This is a genomic window from Pelatocladus sp. BLCC-F211 (assembly GCF_041928655.1).
Lineage (GTDB): Bacteria > Cyanobacteriota > Cyanobacteriia > Cyanobacteriales > Nostocaceae > Pelatocladus.
Genome location: NZ_JBHFLM010000236.1, coordinates 1 through 17028 on the forward strand (window position 1 = coordinate 1; position 17028 = coordinate 17028).

Below are 17028 nucleotides of genomic sequence, written 5' to 3' on the forward strand. Positions count from 1 at the left end.
TAGAAGATTGGATAGATAGCTTACCAAACCCAGAACCAATGCAGGATAAATCCTGCGGTCAGCCTTCATCCCCTGTCTGAAGCACGAAAATCGCAACTGTGTTGCTGTTTCTCAGGGGTTTTCGGCATTTTTTCTTATAAATAGCTGCTAATTCATCTACATCATCTAGGGTGAAATGTCGCAAAATTAGGCGAGGTGTTTCAATCACAATCATCTGGTTTTTAGATTTAAGATTTTGAACTGTTTCTTAGATTTGGGTCTATCAATTTCATCAGATGAAATGTTTTATAAGACACAATTCATTCTATACTTTCTTGAGTTTTTGCTAATTTTTTATAAAAAATACTACTTTGGATAGATGACCTATGGGAAAGTTTTAGAGAACCAATTCAAGAACATCTTGAGGGTGCAACTTATGAAGCTAGAGCAGTACCATCTTGCCCAGGTCAATACTGCAATTTTACGTACGCCATTGGATACACCAGAGATGGCTGATTTTGTCGCTCAAATTAATCGGGTGAATGCGATCGCTGATGCTGATCCTGGATTTGTTTGGCGCTTACGCAGTGAGGGTGCAGACGATGCTACCAGTATTCGTGCTTTTGAGGATGAGCGGATTCTCATCACTCTAACTGTTTGGAAGTCTTTGGAAGCTTTATTAAATTACGTCTATCGTAGCGATCACGCAAGTATAATGCGCGATCGCCGTCGTTGGTTTGAAAAATCAGATCAACCCAATTTAGCGCTGTGGTGGATTCCCGCAGGACACACCCCTAATATTGCAGAAGCTAAGGAACGGCTAGAAATTTTGCAACTTTATGGTTCTACCCCGCAAGCTTTTTCTTTCAACAAGCCATTTCCTAGCCCTGATTTAGTTATAACGATGGCTAGCTGAAAACCCCTGAGAAGCAAGCACGTAGTGCTGTTCTTCGCAACCCTATCTGAATCTGTGAAAATTGAGAGATTCAGACCCCCGACAAATGCGAAGTCGGGGATCTTTTTTTTTGATAATGCATTGTAACTGTCCATTCTTAAATAATCGTGTAGCGATCGCTCGACTGATAAAAATTAAATTCGCAATTATTTTTGCTCAAATTCTCAACTTCTACGAAAAGTCCGAGTCCGGTAGCTGCTACCCCAGATAAAATAGTTAACAAATGATGCTTGCTAGCTAAATCATGACGCCTTCACAAGACGCAAACACTGCAACTGCTCCGGCTGCTTCTGGTACAGACTTTGAAACCGACGAGCAAAAAGAAACCAATCCTTTGGATGAACTACCAGGAGAGGTCGAAATGACCCTTTTTGAGCATCTAGAGGAATTACGACTGCGGATTTTTTATGCGCTGATTGCTGTAGCAGTAGGTGTTATTGGCTGCTTTTTTGCTGTCAAGCCAATAGTTAAGTTATTAGAAGTGCCAGCCCAAGGAGTAAAATTTCTCCAACTAGCACCCGGAGAATACTTTTTTGTCTCTCTGAAAGTTGCAGGTTACACTGGCTTGCTTCTTGCCAGTCCCTTTATTCTGTACCAAATCATCCAATTTGTACTACCAGGATTAACTCGCCGAGAACGTCGCTTGTTGGGTCCGATAGTTCTAGGATCAACTGTGCTGTTTGCAGCAGGTTTAGTATTTGCCTATTCCCTACTGATTCCAGCTGCTTTAAAATTCTTCATTAGCTACGGTGCAGATGTCGTAGAACAGTTATGGTCAATCGACAAATATTTTGAATTTGTTTTATTGCTACTTTTCAGTACAGGGCTAGCATTCCAAGTACCGATCATTCAGCTTTTACTTGGTACTTTAGGAATTGTCTCGTCAAAACAAATGCTTTCTGGCTGGCGTTATGTCATTTTAGGTGCAGTAGTTCTAGGTGCTGTCATTACACCTTCTACAGATCCCCTTACCCAAAGTCTCCTAGCAGGAGCCGTACTAGGGCTATACTTTAGTGGAATTGGACTAGTCAAGCTTATCGGGAAGTAAGACATGGGGGACAAGGGGGACACGGGAGACACGGGAGACACGGAAAATATCTCTTTCAGACTCCCCAATCCTAGTAGTATGTTCGTAATTTTGAATTTTGAATTTTGAATAATTTTTACTTTAGTGCAAATAGATATTCTTAACCAATTTGATGTTTTAGTAATCGGTGCTGGCGCTGCTGGACTGTATACAGCACTTTGTCTACCACAATCCTTACGAGTTGGTCTGATTACCAAAGAAACAGTGAGTTTGTCTGCTAGTGATTGGGCGCAAGGCGGTATTGCTGCTGCGATCGCTCCAGATGATTCACCACGTTTACACATTGACGATACAATCAAAGCTGGCGCGGGTTTATGCGATCGCCCCGTAGTTGAATTCCTGGCTGAACACGCCCCAAGCTGCATTCAATCTCTGGTAGGATTAGGGGTTGCTTTTGATCGCCACGGTAGTGATTTAGCTTTAACTTTAGAAGCAGCTCACTCTAAGCACCGGGTTCTCCACGCTGCTGATACCACAGGAAGAGAAGTAATCACCACTCTCACAGCCCAGGTACTACAACGTAAAAATATTCACGTCATTCAACAAGCTTTAGCATTGAGTTTGTGGATAGACCCCCAATCACAAGCCTGTCAAGGAATTAGCTTATTTTATCAAGGTAAAATTACATGGGTAAGAGCTGGTGCAGTAGTGCTAGCAACAGGTGGTGGTGGTCAGGTATTTGCTCAAACCACTAACCCAGCTGTAAGTACTGGCGATGGAGTCGCGATCGCCGCTCGTGCTGGGGTAATTCTCAGAGATTTAGAATTTGTCCAATTTCATCCGACTGCTTTAACTAAACCAGGAGCAGAACGTTTTTTAATTAGTGAAGCTGTACGTGGTGAGGGAGCGCACTTAATCGATCATGAAGGGCGACGTTTTACCTTTGATTATCATCCTGCGGGTGAGCTAGCTCCCAGAGATATCGTCAGTCGGGCAATTTTTAGTCACTTACAAAACAGCACCACAGATCCCGCAACAGCCAACGTGTGGTTAGATATGCGCCCTATCCCTGCTGACAAAATTCGTCACCGTTTCCCCAACATTATTAATGTTTGTCAGCGTTGGGGTATCGATGTTTTTTCTGAGCCAATTCCCGTCGCCCCTGCTGCCCATTACTGGATGGGTGGTATTCTCACAGATATGATGAACCGTACCAATATTCCCAATTTATATGCTGTGGGAGAAACTGCAAGTACAGGGGTACATGGTGCTAATCGCCTTGCTAGTAATTCTTTACTTGAATGTATTGTTTTCGGCGCACAAATGGCCCATTTGGAAATTAAGAATGAGTTAATCAGTGAAGAAGCAGCCCCAACAGCAGAGGAATTTACTATAGATGTGGATGATTGGCAAAAACAACAAGTATATTTAGAAGGTTTACGCCAAAAAATTCCCCGCTTAGTGTGGCAATATGCTGGTATTTGTCGAGAACAGTCAGGATTAGAAATTGCGATCGCCACTGTAGAATCTTGGCAGCAAGATTTTGCTGATCTACAACTCAGTCAATTTTTACTTTGTTTACTTCCAAAACAAAGCGTTACTCTCAAATTGCCAGATGTAGAACGACAATTAAGACTCTGGGCAGAAACTCATAATTTATTAGATGTAGCTTATTTAATCCTCAAAAGTGCTGCTTTTAGAAAAGAAAGCAGAGGAGGACACTATCGCCTAGACTATCCCCAACCAGATCCTAACTGGCAAGTTCATACACTGGTACAGTACCAAAATTGGTGGAAAGCACCTGTATTGGAATAGGTGTTTATGGTTATACCATTTCACTAAAACCTTGGTACAAATACAGATCCTGTAGAGACGCGATATATCGCGTCTCTACAAAATTTATGTGTATCGTGATTAACGTGAAATGGTATTAGTGGTTTGGTGGTTGGTGAACAACAAGATCCCCGATTTTTTTAAAAAGTCGGGGAGCTGGTTTTCTCAATTGCAGAAAAGAAAATTTATGGTCGTCTTAAAATATACTTAAAATTGCGCGCTCCTGCGTAATTACTAATATTTGCTAACTCCTCTAAATTTTGCGCCCCTGCATAGGTTTTTCCATTGATAATCCAACTGGGATAGCTTTGAATTTTAGCCGCCCGACACTCATCTTTAAGCCCATTTGGGTTATCAGTAGGAGCGCAATCGATATGATCAATTTCGCTGTAAGCTTCTTTACCAAAAAGTAATTTTTGTTCATGGCAGTGAGGACACCACCAAGCAATGTATTCTTTAGCACCTATTTTTTTGAGATGACGTGCGAGTGCAATTTCTGCCTCACTAGAAGTAGTTGTAACTTCCCAACCCACACCTGGTTTGGGTTCTTCTACTGGTTTGAAACTGATGATTGCTGGTTTCCCAGGATTTTCTACAATGGTGACGCCGCTATTGTTATTTGGTGGAGGAGCATAAATAGCGAGAGTACCAATGAGTGTCACCATACCAACTACAATGCCAGTAAAAAGGATTTGCCCAATATCCTCCCAAGCACGACCAACAATCGTTAGCACCAACATACTGAAGGAAAAAATTGCTGAGGCCACACAGTAGATACACAGTGCTTTAATCTTGAATACCAGTAGGTAAATCAAAAAGCTACTGAATACCGACATGGCGATCGCTCCGATCAGAAGCAGTAACCAAGTGAGATTTTCCAGCTTTGTGCGAGAATCTTTCTTTTTAACTGGGTCTACAGCCAACGGGGCTAAGGCACAAACTCCCATACCCACGTAAGCCAAAAAACCGAACAAAGCCAGAGGTAGCCCAAAAACTGTAGCATAATCGCTCTGTAATACGATATCGCAGCTTTTTGTCGGACAAGCAGCAGAGCTTTGGCTCAATTTAACTACGGTCAGGTAAGCAGTAGTCAAAGCACCTAAAGTGGCGATCGCACCAATGATTAAACGCGATCGACGATGAATCCAAGGAGTAGAAGAAAGGCGACGATTCATAAGCAGGTATTGGTAATTGGGATTGGGGATTGGGGAAAGGGGACAAGGGAAGGGAGACACCAGAGACACGGGGGACAAAGGAGAATTATTTAATTAATCTGTTCCTGATCCCCGATTCCTGATCCCCGATCCCCAGTTAAGATTTTAAGCTCACAGAAGAAATAGATTTGCGATCGCTCCTGTTGTTCCAACTGCGGTGGGCAGCTTCTACAAATTGACTAACACGAATCGGGTCAATTGTTTGTTCGCGGCGGCCGTGACGTTTTAAGGAACTAGAGACAATTACTCCATCTGCTGCTTGTAACAATGTCGCAACATTTTCCCAAGATGCGCCGCTACCAATAAATACTGGTGTACCTGCTGCTGCTTGTGCAGCTAATTCCAAATCTTCTTGGTTTGGTGGACTGCCTGTAGCCCAACCAGATAAAATCACGGCATCCGCCAAACCTCGTTCGATGGTATCTTGCACAGCCACGGTCAAATTTGGAGAACTCAAAGGACGAGCGTGCTTAACTAAGACATCAGCAAAGATTTTGACATCACTACCCAATTCGCGCCGATAGCGCAGTAAATGATGGGCTTCTCCCTCTATTAAACCCTGATCAGTTGCCATCACCCCACTGAGGACGTTCACACGGATAAATTGCGCTCTTACACAGCTAGCAATAGCCATAGCACTTTTGGCATCATTCCGTAAAACGTTAATACCAATCGGCAGCGTTACCATATTCTGTATCCGCTGCACTACTATAGTCATCGCACTGACAACAGCAGGATCGACCTGATTTTTAGGAAACGGCGCATCAAAAAAATTTTCTACAATGATGCCATCAACCCCTCCACTGGCTAGGGCTGTTGCTTCTTGTTCAGCACGGTCAATTACCGCTTTGAGGCTACCTCCCCAACGAGGTGAGGTAGGTAAGGGTAGTAAATGAACTACACCAATTATTGGTGTGCGGGTTGTAAACAGCTGATATAAGTCCACGTCTTTAATCCGTAACACACAGTCCAGAGTCAATAGTCAATAGTCAATGGTCAATAGTCAATGGTCTACCAATTTTAGATTTTGGATTTGCGATTTTGGATTTATCCGACTCAAGGGCTTGCCGAATCTGGATGATCAATTTTGGTTTTGTTCCATCCGATTTGCAGTTGGAGTATTTACTCAAAAATTTTCATCCAAAATTTACAATCCACAATCAAAAATTAGTAGTCAATAACCTGTAGACTGATTATTCTGAACTATTGACTTAGGACTTTAGACTGTTGACTTTTGACTAACTTTTTCAACTTTTGTTTTGTATTGGTCGGTTTTCCGCCTCCCCCTTAAGATGGAAATTAACGTAAAACCTTCCATAAGATATGTTAAGATAAAAACTGGTTACAAGAGGAGTTTGCAACTCACAAGACGCACAAGGCGCCGAGCGGCTTTCCACAAGGTGGCTGTTTTTCATCTAGCAGGTAACGATTCTGTTACAGTTGCAGGTTAAACCTGAACTGATTGGTAGCATTACTGCTGTTAAGGCGTAGTTTAGTGTGTATCTTCCTAGATGGTAGCGACTTCTCACCACACATCCCATAGGGGAAAGTGGCTTCCTTTAGGGTAGAGTAGATTCACAACGCACGCGCTGCGGTAATGTAAAATACCAAAAGCAATTTGCACCAAAAAGTTACGAGTGTCTATTTTACCCAACAACTATTTGTTTTTCCCTTGGAAACACAGAATAGTAAGAAAATATTAGCATGATCTCTGTTGCAGTTCATCGGGATCATAGATTCCTTTGGGTGCGTTTGGATTTTGTGATGTGGGCATGATGTAAAAGAGTTGCCTCTGGAGCAAATGTCTGAAAATCCTTAGTTAAGATTTAACTTTTGGAGTGAAGAAAACTAAAACTTTATATTTATAGTATGGGTGAAAAACCAACCATTGCAATATCTCACCTGGGTTGTGAAAAAAATCGAATTGATACGGAACATATGTTAGGACTGCTGGTAGAAGCAGGCTATGGCGTAGATTCTAATGAAGAGTTAGCAGATTACGTTATTGTTAATACTTGTAGTTTTATCGAAGCAGCTCGGGAGGAATCTGTCAGGACTTTGGTAGACCTGGCAGAAGCCAATAAAAAAATCGTCATTACAGGTTGTATGGCGCAACATTTCCAGGAGCAATTATTGGAAGAGTTGCCCGAAGCAGTGGCGGTAGTAGGAACAGGTGATTATCACAAAATAGTTGATGTGATTGCACGAGTAGAACAGGGCGATCGCATAATAGAAGTAAGCGCCGAACCAACCTACATAGCAGATGAAACCACACCCCGCTATCGCACTACAACCGAAGGTGTGGCATATGTCAGAATTGCGGAAGGATGCGATTATCGGTGTGCATTTTGTATCATTCCGCATCTGCGGGGAAATCAGCGATCGCGTACTATAGAATCAATAGTCGCGGAAGCTGAACAATTAGCAAGTCAAGGGGTGCAGGAAATCATTTTGATTTCCCAAATCACCACAAATTACGGTATAGATATCTATGGGAAGCCCAAATTAGCCGAATTGCTCCGTGCTTTGGGGAAAGTAGATATACCCTGGATTCGGATGCACTACGCTTATCCCACAGGACTGACTCCAGATGTGATCGCGGCAATTCGTGAAACACCCAATGTCTTACCTTATCTGGATTTGCCCTTGCAACATTCCCATCCCGAAATTCTCCGCGCTATGAACCGTCCATGGCAAGGACAAGTCAATGATGCAATTATCGAACGCATCAAGGAGGCACTACCACAGGCGGTACTGCGGACAACATTTATAGTTGGGTTTCCTGGCGAAGATGATGAACATTTTCAGCATCTATTTAACTTCATCCAACGCCATGAATTTGACCATGTGGGTGTTTTCACCTTCTCACCAGAAGAAGGAACACCAGCCTACAGCCTCAGCGAACAGTTGCCGCAAATAGTGAAAGATGAGCGGCGGGACGTACTGATGGAACTGCAACAGCCGATTTCTCTACGTAAAAATCAGCAAGAAGTTGGCAGAGTAGTAGATGTTTTGATTGAACAAGAAAATCCCTTAACAGGAGAATTAATCGGTCGTTCTGCGAGATTTGCCCCTGAAGTAGATGGTCAAATTTACGTTAGTGGGCAAGCAAGATTGGGAACTATCGTACCAGTAGCCATCAAAGAAGCTGATACGTACGACTTGTACGGAATGGTTAGTAATTAGTAGTACACAACCAACTATTAACCACTAACCACTAACTAATAAGTAATAACTAAATACAAATTAGGAGATTTAATGACCCTTTCTTTTCAAGAATTAGGTATTTCACCAGAACGCGTTCAGCAGATTGAAAAAATTGGTATTACCACACCAACCAATATTCAAGCTCAAGCGATTCCTCAACTTTTAGCTGGTCGTGATGTAGTTGGTCAATCCCAGACAGGTACAGGCAAAACAGCAGCTTTTTCTCTGCCAATTCTAGAACGTCTAGATGTCAGTAAAAAAGCAGTGCAAGCACTTGTTTTGACCCCAACTCGAGAGTTAGCAATTCAAGTCCAAGCTGCCATCAGTGAGTTTGTTGGCAACGAAGGATTGCGTGTCATGGCAATTTACGGTGGTCAATCTATCGACCGCCAAATTTTACAACTCAAGCGTGGTGTTCACATGGTTGTGGGTACACCAGGGCGAGTCATAGACTTGCTAGAACGAGGTTGTCTGAAACTGGATAATATCAAATGGTTTGTTTTAGATGAAGCCGATGAAATGCTGAGTATGGGCTTCATTGATGATGTGGAAAAGATTCTTTCCCAAGCACCTAAAGAACGGCAGACAGCTTTATTTTCCGCGACAATGCCGCCATCTATTCGCCAGTTGGTGAATAAGTTCCTCAACGATCCAGTAACAGTTGCTGTTGAACAGCCAAAAGCTGCTCCGAATAAAATTAATCAAGTAGCTTACCTAGTACCCCGCCATTGGTCAAAAGTCAAAGCTTTACAGCCCATCCTGGAAATGGAAGATCCAGAAACAGCTTTGATCTTCGTTCGTACTAGACGCACCGCAGCTGAACTCACCAATCAATTACAAGCTGCTGGTCACAGCGTTGATGAATACCACGGTGATTTATCCCAACAAGCACGGGAACGTTTGTTAAACAGATTCCGTAATCGTCAGGTGCGCTGGGTAGTAGCTACTGATATTGCAGCGCGCGGTTTGGATGTTGACCAACTATCCCACGTCATCAACTTTGATTTACCCGATAGCGTAGAGACCTATGTCCACCGCATCGGTCGTACTGGTCGGGCGGGTAAAGAAGGTACTGCTATTACCTTGGTGCAGCCGTTTGAACGACGCAAACAGCAGTTGTTTGAACGCCATGTGCGTCAAAGTTGGCAACTACTCTCGATTCCCACACGGGCGCAAATTGAAGCTAGACATCTGGAAAAATTACAAACCCAAGTGCAGGAAGCTTTGGTGGGTGAACGTATGGCTTCATTTTTATCCATCGTTAGCCAGTTGAGCGAACAATATGACTCTCATGCTATAGCCGCAGCTGCATTACAAATTGCTTACGACCAAACCCGTCCCGCTTGGTTACTATCAGAAGCCGACTACCCCGAAGAAGACCTTCGAGCCACCCCCAAACCCAAACTACGAGGTGGAAATCGTCGCGAGTCTAACCGTGAATCTAGTGGTGAACACCGCTCCCGCCGTTCTTCTTGGGTATCATCAGAAGCAGGTGGAGAAGGAGATAAACGCGGTTCTGCCAAACCCAAACTGAAGACAGGACGACGGGATACTCCGATACCGAAAAAGCTCAGTTCTCATCCAGCGAGAGAGTCTGCTTCGTAGTCATTGGTCAATGGTCATTTGTCATTTGTAATAACTAAGGGCTAAGGACAAAGGACAAATGACTATTAACTTAATTGAGCCAAGGACGACTAATTTCTTCTAAAAGCTAAAATTGTGACGCCCAATTCACGAGCAGTGTTGAGAATACCATTGCTTTCAATTTGGCGAGTTAGCAAAGAGTAGCGCACTTGATTGACAGCTAAAGGCACGCCACGCCTAGCTAATATTTAGTGTGCTTCTCGTATTTGTTGGGCGGAGTAATTACAGTGATCATCCTGTTTGCTCCGCTAAATATATGAACACATTTTGATTAAGAAATGGGTTTATCTTGGATATTATGAAATAATTTTGCTGTTTTGATTGGGAGTGGTTATGGCAACTAGTGATGTGTCACCCAATTCTGAATCAAACGAGTCAGGAAAATCCACATCCATTCCCAAAGTGAAACTATGGACTATGTTTCGACTAGGCCTGTTTCAGATGGCATTGGGCATCATGTCGATTCTGACTCTGGGAGTTTTAAATCGAGTCATGATTGAGGAGTTGCGAGTACCAGCACTAATTGTAGCTGGGGCGATCGCAATGCATCAATTTGTGGCTCCGATCAGAGTGTGGTTTGGGCAAATGTCAGACACCAAGCCTTTACTTGGCTATCACCGTAGTGGTTATATTTGGGTAGGTGCGGCTTTATTTGCGATCGTTTCATTTATAGCTGTGCAAGTCGTTTGGCAATTAGGCTTAAGCTTGCAATCAGGAAGTTGGACAACTCAATCTTCTGGTTGGGCGCTACTTCTAGCTTTGATTTTTGCCCTCTATGGAATTGCTATCAGTGCTAGTTCCACACCTTTTGCAGCGTTGTTAGTTGATGTTTCTGATGAAGACAACCGCTCAAAATTAGTGGGGGTTGTGTGGTCAATGCTGATGGTGGGTATTATTATTGGAGCAATTATCAGCAGTGGTTTACTCAGACAAATTGCCTTAAATGCACCTCTAGAGGTAGTCCAAACCCAAGTTAATCGCCTGTTTTTGATTGTCCCAGGTATTGCGTTTGGACTTTGCCTATTAGGAACTATCGGTGTGGAAAAGAAATATTCCCGCTATACGATGCGTTCCATGGCAATTAACCGCGAAGATAAGATTACTTTAGGTATGGCAATGCGGGTGTTAACTGCTAGCCCCCAAACAGCAATCTTTTTCACATTTTTGCTGTTGATGACACTCAGCTTGTTTATGCAGGATGCGGTGTTGGAACCCTATGGTGGTGAAGTCTTTAACATGACGATCGCCGAAACCACAAAACTGAATGCTTTTTTTGGTACAGGAACTTTAATCGGCTTGAGTGTAACGGGCTTTTTGATAGCTCCTCGTTTAGGTAAGAAAAATACAACTAAGCTCGGATGCGTCGCTGTCGCAGTCTCCCTGATAATAATTCTTCTAGCCGGGACAACTGCCAATCCTAAATTCCTGCAATGGAGTTTAATCTTGTTTGGCTTTGCTTCTGGTGTGACTACAACTGGAGCGTTAAGCTTAATGCTGGATTTGACTGCTGCGGAAACTGCTGGCACATTCATTGGTGCTTGGGGGTTAGCCCAAGCAATGGCGAGGGCCTTAGCTACAGTTTCTGGTGGCGCTGTGCTAAACCTGGGTAAATCTTTACTGACAACACCATTATTAGCTTATGGATTGGTGTTTGCTACCCAGGCTGTAGTGATTTTATTAGCAGTTAGTTTATTAACTCGCGTGAATGTCACAGAATTTCAGCACAACGCCAAACAAGCGATCGCATCTATCTTGGAAAGCGAATTAGATTAGCTTAGTGTCTTAGTGTCTTCGTGGTGAAAAAATAAATCTTAATTTAACCACTAAGACACCTTAGACGCGCAAGCGACTTCCGTAGGTAGACACCAAGTCGAATCGTAAAAAATCAGCCAATTAAAGCAGGTTTTTACTCATCTTGACAGAGATACCCTTAAGCCTTGACCATTCATAAAATGACAGAACTTTGGACTACAGTTTTAGAGTTTGCTCAAACTACTACCGCTAGGGTAGGTAAGCAGTTAATGGAAGATTTTGGGCAAGTACAGGCTTCCCATAAAGCTGATGGATCTTTAGTAACTCGTGCCGATAAATGGGCTGATCAAGAATTGCGGAATGCGATCGCCTCCACATTTCCTGGTTATGGAATTTTGACAGAAGAGGGTGACAAGGTTTTCCCTGGTACAGAATGGTGTTGGGTCGTTGATCCTTTGGATGGCACGACTAACTTTACACGGGGTATTCCTATCTGGTCAATTTCACTAGGGCTATTGTATCAAGGTACGCCTGTTTTTGGTTATGTTTACGTGCCACCACTGAAAGAATCATGTCACGGATTTTGGGAAGGTTCATCGGGATTAGGCGCATCCACTGGGGCTTTTCGTAATTATCAGCCGATTCAAACTAGCGATGAAGCACCTAGTCAACATCACTTTTTTAACCTTTGTTCCCGTAGCACTTCGGTAATTCAAAAAGATTTTCCCTGTAAAATTAGGATGTTGGGCGTTGCTAGCTACAACTTTCTGACAGTAGCCACAGGCGCTGTGCTTGGTGGTATTGAAGCAACACCAAAAGTTTGGGATATTGCTGCGGCTTGGGTAATAGTTCAAGCGGCGGGTGGAAGTTGGATCTCACTCAAATCCGAACCTTTTCCTTTGTCTAGTGGAGTTGATTATAGCGATCGCTCTTTCCCCACTTTAGTTGTCAGTCGTCCAGAATTGGTGTTTACGTTTAAGCCATATTTGGAAAATTTAAAGATTTGAACCGTCAAGACATTAACGTCAACCTGTAGGTGTTTTTGAGAAGGGATGAAAATTTTGGGCTGAAAGCTTTACTTCTCAAGGATTTCAGTCTCGTCAGCCCAAAAAGAGGTTGGCGCAAAAGTGGAAATGTTTACTAGGAAAGGATTTGAGACAGTTTTGCTTATGCCAGTATTGACAACGCGATCGCTCAAAGCTACCATTACCTCTAGGTTGACGAAATAGAACCTTGAAAACTAAATAATGTAAGGGTTGTGAATACCAGCAGTGAAAATCACTCGTAATCCCTATCAGGGATTGAAACTTTTGTAGCTCTGTTAAACAAAGCAAAGCGCTTGGTGAAAATCACTCGTAATCCCTATCAGGGATTGACAAAATAACTGCTTCGTGAATTACAAGTATTAAGAAAGTGGTAGCAAATTATTTGCCACCACGCAATTTAACTGTGCAAAAAACGTATGCTGAGTTAAGAAGACTCAGCATTGACTGACTTTTCTACTTGAACTTTTAAGAGTTGAATTATCTGTTTGGCTTTACTCAAAAGCTGTTTAGCCTTACGACTGCTTGAATTTCGGTGACAATTAACTTTTAAATCAAGAACATTCGTCATAATTTAATAGCCCTCTTACAGGTACTCTCTGTGGATTGGGAAGTCCCCAGTGTTCCCGCACTGGGGGCGCGAAAAATATTTGTTCACGCATCCTCATACTTTTATTTTTGCATTTTAGTAACCAAAAAGAAACTAATTAGTAAAAATATAGTTACCAATTAGTGACAGAATAAAGTGTAAACTATTAAAGTATTAATTAAGACTAGTCTGAAATGGTTGCGAGAAAAAGGGATCGTAGGTTTCCTGTCAATTTACCCATAGTTAAAGAGATTCGCCTCTCTTTGTGGGCGCACACTAGGGGAGTCTCTAAAACCCGAATGGCGGAAGCAATCTTAATTGATCGGGTGTCAAGTGCAGACAACTGGAAGGAGGTATGCAAAGATTTACTGCAAGAAGCTGCTATTCGTAAAATTCCGGTTGAAGAATTAATTCAAGAAATTCTCAAAGCTGATGGATATGAAGACTCCATTGAAATAGAAGGAGTCGATTGGAGTTATCTATTTGATCATCAAGAACCCGAAATAGACACATCACAAGAAGACGAAAATTAAACTCCCAATATAAAACCACACTGTTGTAGCAGTGTGGTGAGTTTAGGATATAGCACTTTGAAGTTAGGAGATTTAATTCATAATCACCATTGAGTGGTGTTATTGTAGGCTACAAAGGCAAAGTTCAGCATTCCGGAAGAAGCACAAATATTTTTTGGCTCTGACATCTTGCACCAGTTGCAATTAGCCGTAAAATAAATTTTCGGCTCAAAGCTTAAACCCATTTAAATTGGTTAAAACCTGAGCCAGTTGGTTTTTAACCAACTTTAGCTTTCAGCCCAAATTTTAATTTCGGGCTATAACAACACTTCAATCTGTTATTTAAAAACAAAATCCGCGATCGCCACCTCATCTTTACCTGTGATTGCTTCTTGAGGAGGACTGAGCAGAACAGAACGCTGTATCAATTTCTGACTTCCAAGACGACGTGCAACACGGCTAGGAATTCCGTAACCATATACAATATGTCCTTGTCCAGCTAAAACCACCACTTGATAATCTGGATTTGCTTTGACAAACTTAGCAATTCCTTCTGCCATTGTTTCATCCCATAACACCTGTGCCAAAAAAAACCGTTCAGCACCAGAACTGTTACCATGTCCCCCACTTTGATGCTGTTGAAAAGCTTGTAATGATAATTGGCGATACTTTTCGTTACTTATATCAATTTCTGCAAAAGGCGGAATATACTTTCTCTGGGATGCTGTGAGACTTTCTAATCCTTGACGGGCGACTTTGCGTGTAATTTCTGTTGGAGTATTTAAAGCTAAGACTGGTAGTTGTTTGTCTTTAGCAAACCGGAGAATCGGAGCATAATATTCCCAAGGGAAACCCCAGCGTGTTTCGTACTCGCTTTTGTCTAATAATTCTTTTTCAGTAAGTTTACCCGCTAAATATTGATCAACAACGCCTTGATAGGGACGCTGAAACATTTCCATGGCGATCGCAATTTTCGGATGACGCTGCTGGAGTTCCTGAATAATTTGCAGTTGATTTTGATGATCAACTGAACTGTCGTGAGTTTCCCCCAAATACACTATATTTGCTTGTGCTAGTTCCGATAACATCTTTGAGCGACTGTAAATAAAATTCTCTGGTTTCCCACAACTTTTATCCCAGTCAGGAAAAATATTATCTATATTACTGGGCGTTGCCATAACTAACTTGGGAGGACAAGAAGTTTTGACAGTTTCAGCACAAGCAGGTAAGGTCGAGATGATTAGGTAAAAAGTAAAAGCACAAAAGGAAAAAAATAGCCTTCTAGTTTGGAAGCTTTGCTGTTGATTTGTTAATATTTTTGCGTACACCAGTAATTTGGTTTGCATAAATAGTGTCATTTTCTTTACACAACGCTGGATAAGTTCAGCTATTACCATGAAAGGACTCTGGCTGGAAAATAAGCAACTCCAATTACGTACTGATATCCCCATTCCTGAACCGCCACTAGGGGAAGCATTAGTACGAGTTTTATGTGCTGGTATTTGTAACACTGATTTAGAACTCACCAGAGGTTATTACCCTTACACTGGCATTTTAGGTCATGAATTTGTCGGTGTTGTGGAACAAGGCCCAGAAAATTTGGTGAACCGTCGTGTTGTTGGCGAAATTAACGCTGTTTGTGGTAAATGTCGTTTTTGTCGTAGCGGGAACTCGACTCATTGCGAAAACCGGACTGTGCTTGGTATTGTCAACCGCAATGGGGCTTTTGCTGAGTATCTTTGTTTACCTGTAGAAAATCTTCATCTTGTACCGGAGAGTGTCCCCACAGCAGTCGCAACCTTTACTGAACCTGTAGCTGCGGCGTTGGAAATTCAGCAACAGATAGCATTGCATCCAGATGACCGGGTGTTAGTAGTAGGGGATGGTAAGCTAGGACAATTAGTAGCCCAAACTTTAGCTTTGACGGGTTGTGACCTTTTGGTAGTAGGGCGACATCGTGATAAGCTAGCTCATCTGGAAGCACGGAATATCAAAACAGGCTTTGCAGATGTGGTAACAGATAGGACTTTTGATATTTCTGTAGAGTGTACTGGTAATGCTGAAGGATTTGCGATCGCTCACCGCGCTTTACGTCCTCGTGGTACTTTAGTACTCAAAAGTACCTATGCTGGTAATCTCAGTTTAGATGCTTCCTCTTTGGTAGTAGATGAAATTACTCTGATTGGTTCACGCTGCGGCCCTTTTTCACCTGCACTCAAACTATTAGCAGAAGGAAAAGTGGACGTACAACCTCTAATTCAAGCTCATTACCCACTTGCGGAAGCAATAGCAGCTTTTGACCACGCTCAAACCAGAGGTGTGTTAAAAGTGTTGTTAGAAATGAGTTAAACAAAGGCTGCATTAACAATGTAGGTCGATACATTAACAATGTAGGTCGATGCATTAACAATGTAGGTCGATGCATTAACAATGTAGGTCGATGCATTAACAATGTAGGTCGATGCATTAACAATGTAAGTCGATACATTAACAATGTAGGTCAATACATTAACAATGTGAAAGCGCTAGTAGTGGTCTGTCAATTTTATTTTGACGGGTATGTGTACGTACATGCAAAACCCTGTAGAGACGTAGCAATGCTACGTCTCTACAACCCGTCATTTTTATTGTGAAAGACCAGTAAGTTTGTAGTGAGGACTTTAGTCCTTTATGAGCCAATACGGTTCAGTTAAGGCTAAAAACTAAAACTAGCGTAGGTTGGGGAGCCAGTGCGTTGCGGGGGTCCCCCCGTTGTAGCACCTGGCGTTTGAGGAACGTAGACGCGCCCTGCGCGGCTGATCGCAGAGTAACCCAACATTATCAAGTCTTTGTTGGGTTGAGCGCAAGCGAAACCCAACCTACATTTCTTCTTAACTGAACCGTATTGCTTTATGAGCGCTTAAGCGCCCACTACGAACTAAGCATTGTAGCCTTGACAGACTACTAATCTCCAGTTCCTAATAAAGCATTGAATTGGTCTGTGGCTGGTAATCCATACAATTGATTGCTTCTTCCGTGTTAGCAATGGAAGGATGAACAGTGCATTTCAGACGATGATCATCGGTAAAATATTGACAGCCAGCACAGGGAATTTGATGCATTTTTTGGGCTGTTTTAACACCATCACGGGTTGCAGTCCACAGACTCCAAACAACCATAGTAATTAATACCCAAGCGCTGACGAAACAAATCGGTACTAGAAGCTTTGAAATCGCCAGAAAAAGAAAGTTTATTATTTGCAACACGGCAATAATTGCGAAAACCTACAAAAAA

14 protein-coding genes and 1 pseudogene are annotated in these 17028 nt (G+C 42.4%); 9 read left to right on the forward strand and 6 right to left on the reverse strand.

Translation table 11 applies throughout. The features are described 5' to 3' along the window. Nucleotides 1-58: 58 nt before the first annotated feature. A complete protein-coding gene (locus ACE1AT_RS27885) occupies nt 59-208 on the reverse strand; it encodes a hypothetical protein (protein WP_374874345.1) in 150 nt (49 codons plus the stop codon). Nucleotides 209-415: 207 nt separating this feature from the next. Between ACE1AT_RS27885 and ACE1AT_RS27890 the strand changes: the two genes are divergently transcribed. The 3 genes from ACE1AT_RS27890 to nadB all read left to right on the forward strand — a co-directional run bounded on the left by ACE1AT_RS27890 (nt 416) and on the right by nadB (nt 3776). Next, nucleotides 416-895 (forward strand): DUF3291 domain-containing protein, encoded by a 480-nt coding sequence (locus ACE1AT_RS27890; RefSeq protein WP_374874347.1) that lies wholly within the window; start codon nt 416-418, stop codon nt 893-895. A 283-nt stretch (nt 896-1178) separates the two neighbouring features. Then, nucleotides 1179-1982 carry a twin-arginine translocase subunit TatC gene (tatC, locus tag ACE1AT_RS27895; RefSeq protein WP_374874348.1) on the forward strand — a complete coding sequence of 268 codons (804 nt, stop codon included), beginning with the start codon at nt 1179-1181 and terminating at the stop codon, nt 1980-1982. 123 nt (nt 1983-2105) lie between these two features. Beyond that, nucleotides 2106-3776, forward strand: a complete 1671-nt coding sequence (gene nadB, locus ACE1AT_RS27900; protein WP_374874350.1) for an L-aspartate oxidase — start codon at nt 2106-2108, stop codon at nt 3774-3776. A gap of 203 nt (nt 3777-3979) precedes the next feature. Here nadB and ACE1AT_RS27905 read toward each other — a convergent pair whose 3' ends face one another. Beyond that, nucleotides 3980-4969, reverse strand: a complete 990-nt coding sequence (locus tag ACE1AT_RS27905; RefSeq protein ID WP_374874352.1) for a vitamin K epoxide reductase family protein — start codon at nt 4967-4969, stop codon at nt 3980-3982. Nucleotides 4970-5105: 136 nt separating this feature from the next. After that, complete coding sequence (btpA, locus tag ACE1AT_RS27910; protein WP_374874354.1) at nt 5106-5954, reverse strand: photosystem I biogenesis protein BtpA; 849 nt, start codon at nt 5952-5954, stop codon at nt 5106-5108. A gap of 923 nt (nt 5955-6877) precedes the next feature. Between btpA and rimO the strand changes: the two genes are divergently transcribed. Then, nucleotides 6878-8194 (forward strand): 30S ribosomal protein S12 methylthiotransferase RimO, encoded by a 1317-nt coding sequence (rimO, locus tag ACE1AT_RS27915; protein ID WP_374874356.1) that lies wholly within the window; start codon nt 6878-6880, stop codon nt 8192-8194. Between the two features lie 72 nt (nt 8195-8266). Next, entirely contained in the window at nt 8267-9820 is a 1554-nt protein-coding gene (locus tag ACE1AT_RS27920; protein ID WP_374874358.1) for a DEAD/DEAH box helicase, read from the forward strand. Nucleotides 9821-9921: 101 nt separating this feature from the next. Here the strand turns inward: ACE1AT_RS27920 and ACE1AT_RS27925 are convergent. Next, nucleotides 9922-10083 (reverse strand): annotated as a pseudogene (locus tag ACE1AT_RS27925) (aldo/keto reductase); the annotation flags it as partial. A gap of 109 nt (nt 10084-10192) precedes the next feature. Between ACE1AT_RS27925 and ACE1AT_RS27930 the strand changes: the two are divergent. From ACE1AT_RS27930 to ACE1AT_RS27940, 3 genes are all read left to right on the forward strand, one after another. After that, nucleotides 10193-11632, forward strand: coding sequence for a BCD family MFS transporter (locus tag ACE1AT_RS27930; RefSeq protein WP_374874360.1), 1440 nt, complete (start codon nt 10193-10195; stop codon nt 11630-11632). 179 nt (nt 11633-11811) lie between these two features. Further along, nucleotides 11812-12618 carry an inositol monophosphatase family protein gene (locus tag ACE1AT_RS27935; RefSeq protein WP_374874362.1) on the forward strand — a complete coding sequence of 269 codons (807 nt, stop codon included), beginning with the start codon at nt 11812-11814 and terminating at the stop codon, nt 12616-12618. A 924-nt stretch (nt 12619-13542) separates the two neighbouring features. Beyond that, a complete protein-coding gene (locus tag ACE1AT_RS27940) occupies nt 13543-13776 on the forward strand; it encodes a hypothetical protein (RefSeq protein ID WP_374874364.1) in 234 nt (77 codons plus the stop codon). Nucleotides 13777-14093: 317 nt separating this feature from the next. Here the strand turns inward: ACE1AT_RS27940 and ACE1AT_RS27945 are convergent, their stop codons facing one another. Then, nucleotides 14094-15113, reverse strand: a complete 1020-nt coding sequence (locus ACE1AT_RS27945) for a ChaN family lipoprotein (protein ID WP_374874412.1) — start codon at nt 15111-15113, stop codon at nt 14094-14096. Nucleotides 15114-15150: 37 nt separating this feature from the next. Between ACE1AT_RS27945 and ACE1AT_RS27950 the strand changes: the two genes are divergently transcribed. Continuing rightward, on the forward strand, nt 15151-16104 hold the full coding sequence (locus tag ACE1AT_RS27950; RefSeq protein WP_374874366.1) for an alcohol dehydrogenase catalytic domain-containing protein: 954 nt from the start codon (nt 15151-15153) through the stop codon (nt 16102-16104). A 608-nt stretch (nt 16105-16712) separates the two neighbouring features. On the opposite strand, the gene ACE1AT_RS27955 is transcribed toward ACE1AT_RS27950, so the two are convergent. Continuing rightward, complete coding sequence (locus ACE1AT_RS27955; RefSeq protein ID WP_374874368.1) at nt 16713-17000, reverse strand: hypothetical protein; 288 nt, start codon at nt 16998-17000, stop codon at nt 16713-16715. Nucleotides 17001-17028 lie beyond the last annotated feature (28 nt).

Bases quoted from the DNA above. Each gene is read 5' to 3' on its own strand.
- ACE1AT_RS27935 (WP_374874362.1), top strand. From the start codon at position 11,812: ATGACAGAACTTTGGACTACAGTTTTAGAGTTTGCTCAAACTACTACC.
- ACE1AT_RS27890 (WP_374874347.1), top strand. From the start codon at position 416: ATGAAGCTAGAGCAGTACCATCTTGCCCAGGTCAATACTGCAATTTTA.
- ACE1AT_RS27905 (WP_374874352.1), bottom strand. From the start codon at position 4,969: ATGAATCGTCGCCTTTCTTCTACTCCTTGGATTCATCGTCGATCGCGT.
- ACE1AT_RS27950 (WP_374874366.1), top strand. From the start codon at position 15,151: ATGAAAGGACTCTGGCTGGAAAATAAGCAACTCCAATTACGTACTGAT.
- rimO (WP_374874356.1), top strand. From the start codon at position 6,878: ATGGGTGAAAAACCAACCATTGCAATATCTCACCTGGGTTGTGAAAAA.
- ACE1AT_RS27945 (WP_374874412.1), bottom strand. From the start codon at position 15,113: ATGACACTATTTATGCAAACCAAATTACTGGTGTACGCAAAAATATTA.
- tatC (WP_374874348.1), top strand. From the start codon at position 1,179: ATGACGCCTTCACAAGACGCAAACACTGCAACTGCTCCGGCTGCTTCT.
- ACE1AT_RS27930 (WP_374874360.1), top strand. From the start codon at position 10,193: ATGGCAACTAGTGATGTGTCACCCAATTCTGAATCAAACGAGTCAGGA.
- ACE1AT_RS27920 (WP_374874358.1), top strand. From the start codon at position 8,267: ATGACCCTTTCTTTTCAAGAATTAGGTATTTCACCAGAACGCGTTCAG.
- ACE1AT_RS27940 (WP_374874364.1), top strand. From the start codon at position 13,543: ATGGCGGAAGCAATCTTAATTGATCGGGTGTCAAGTGCAGACAACTGG.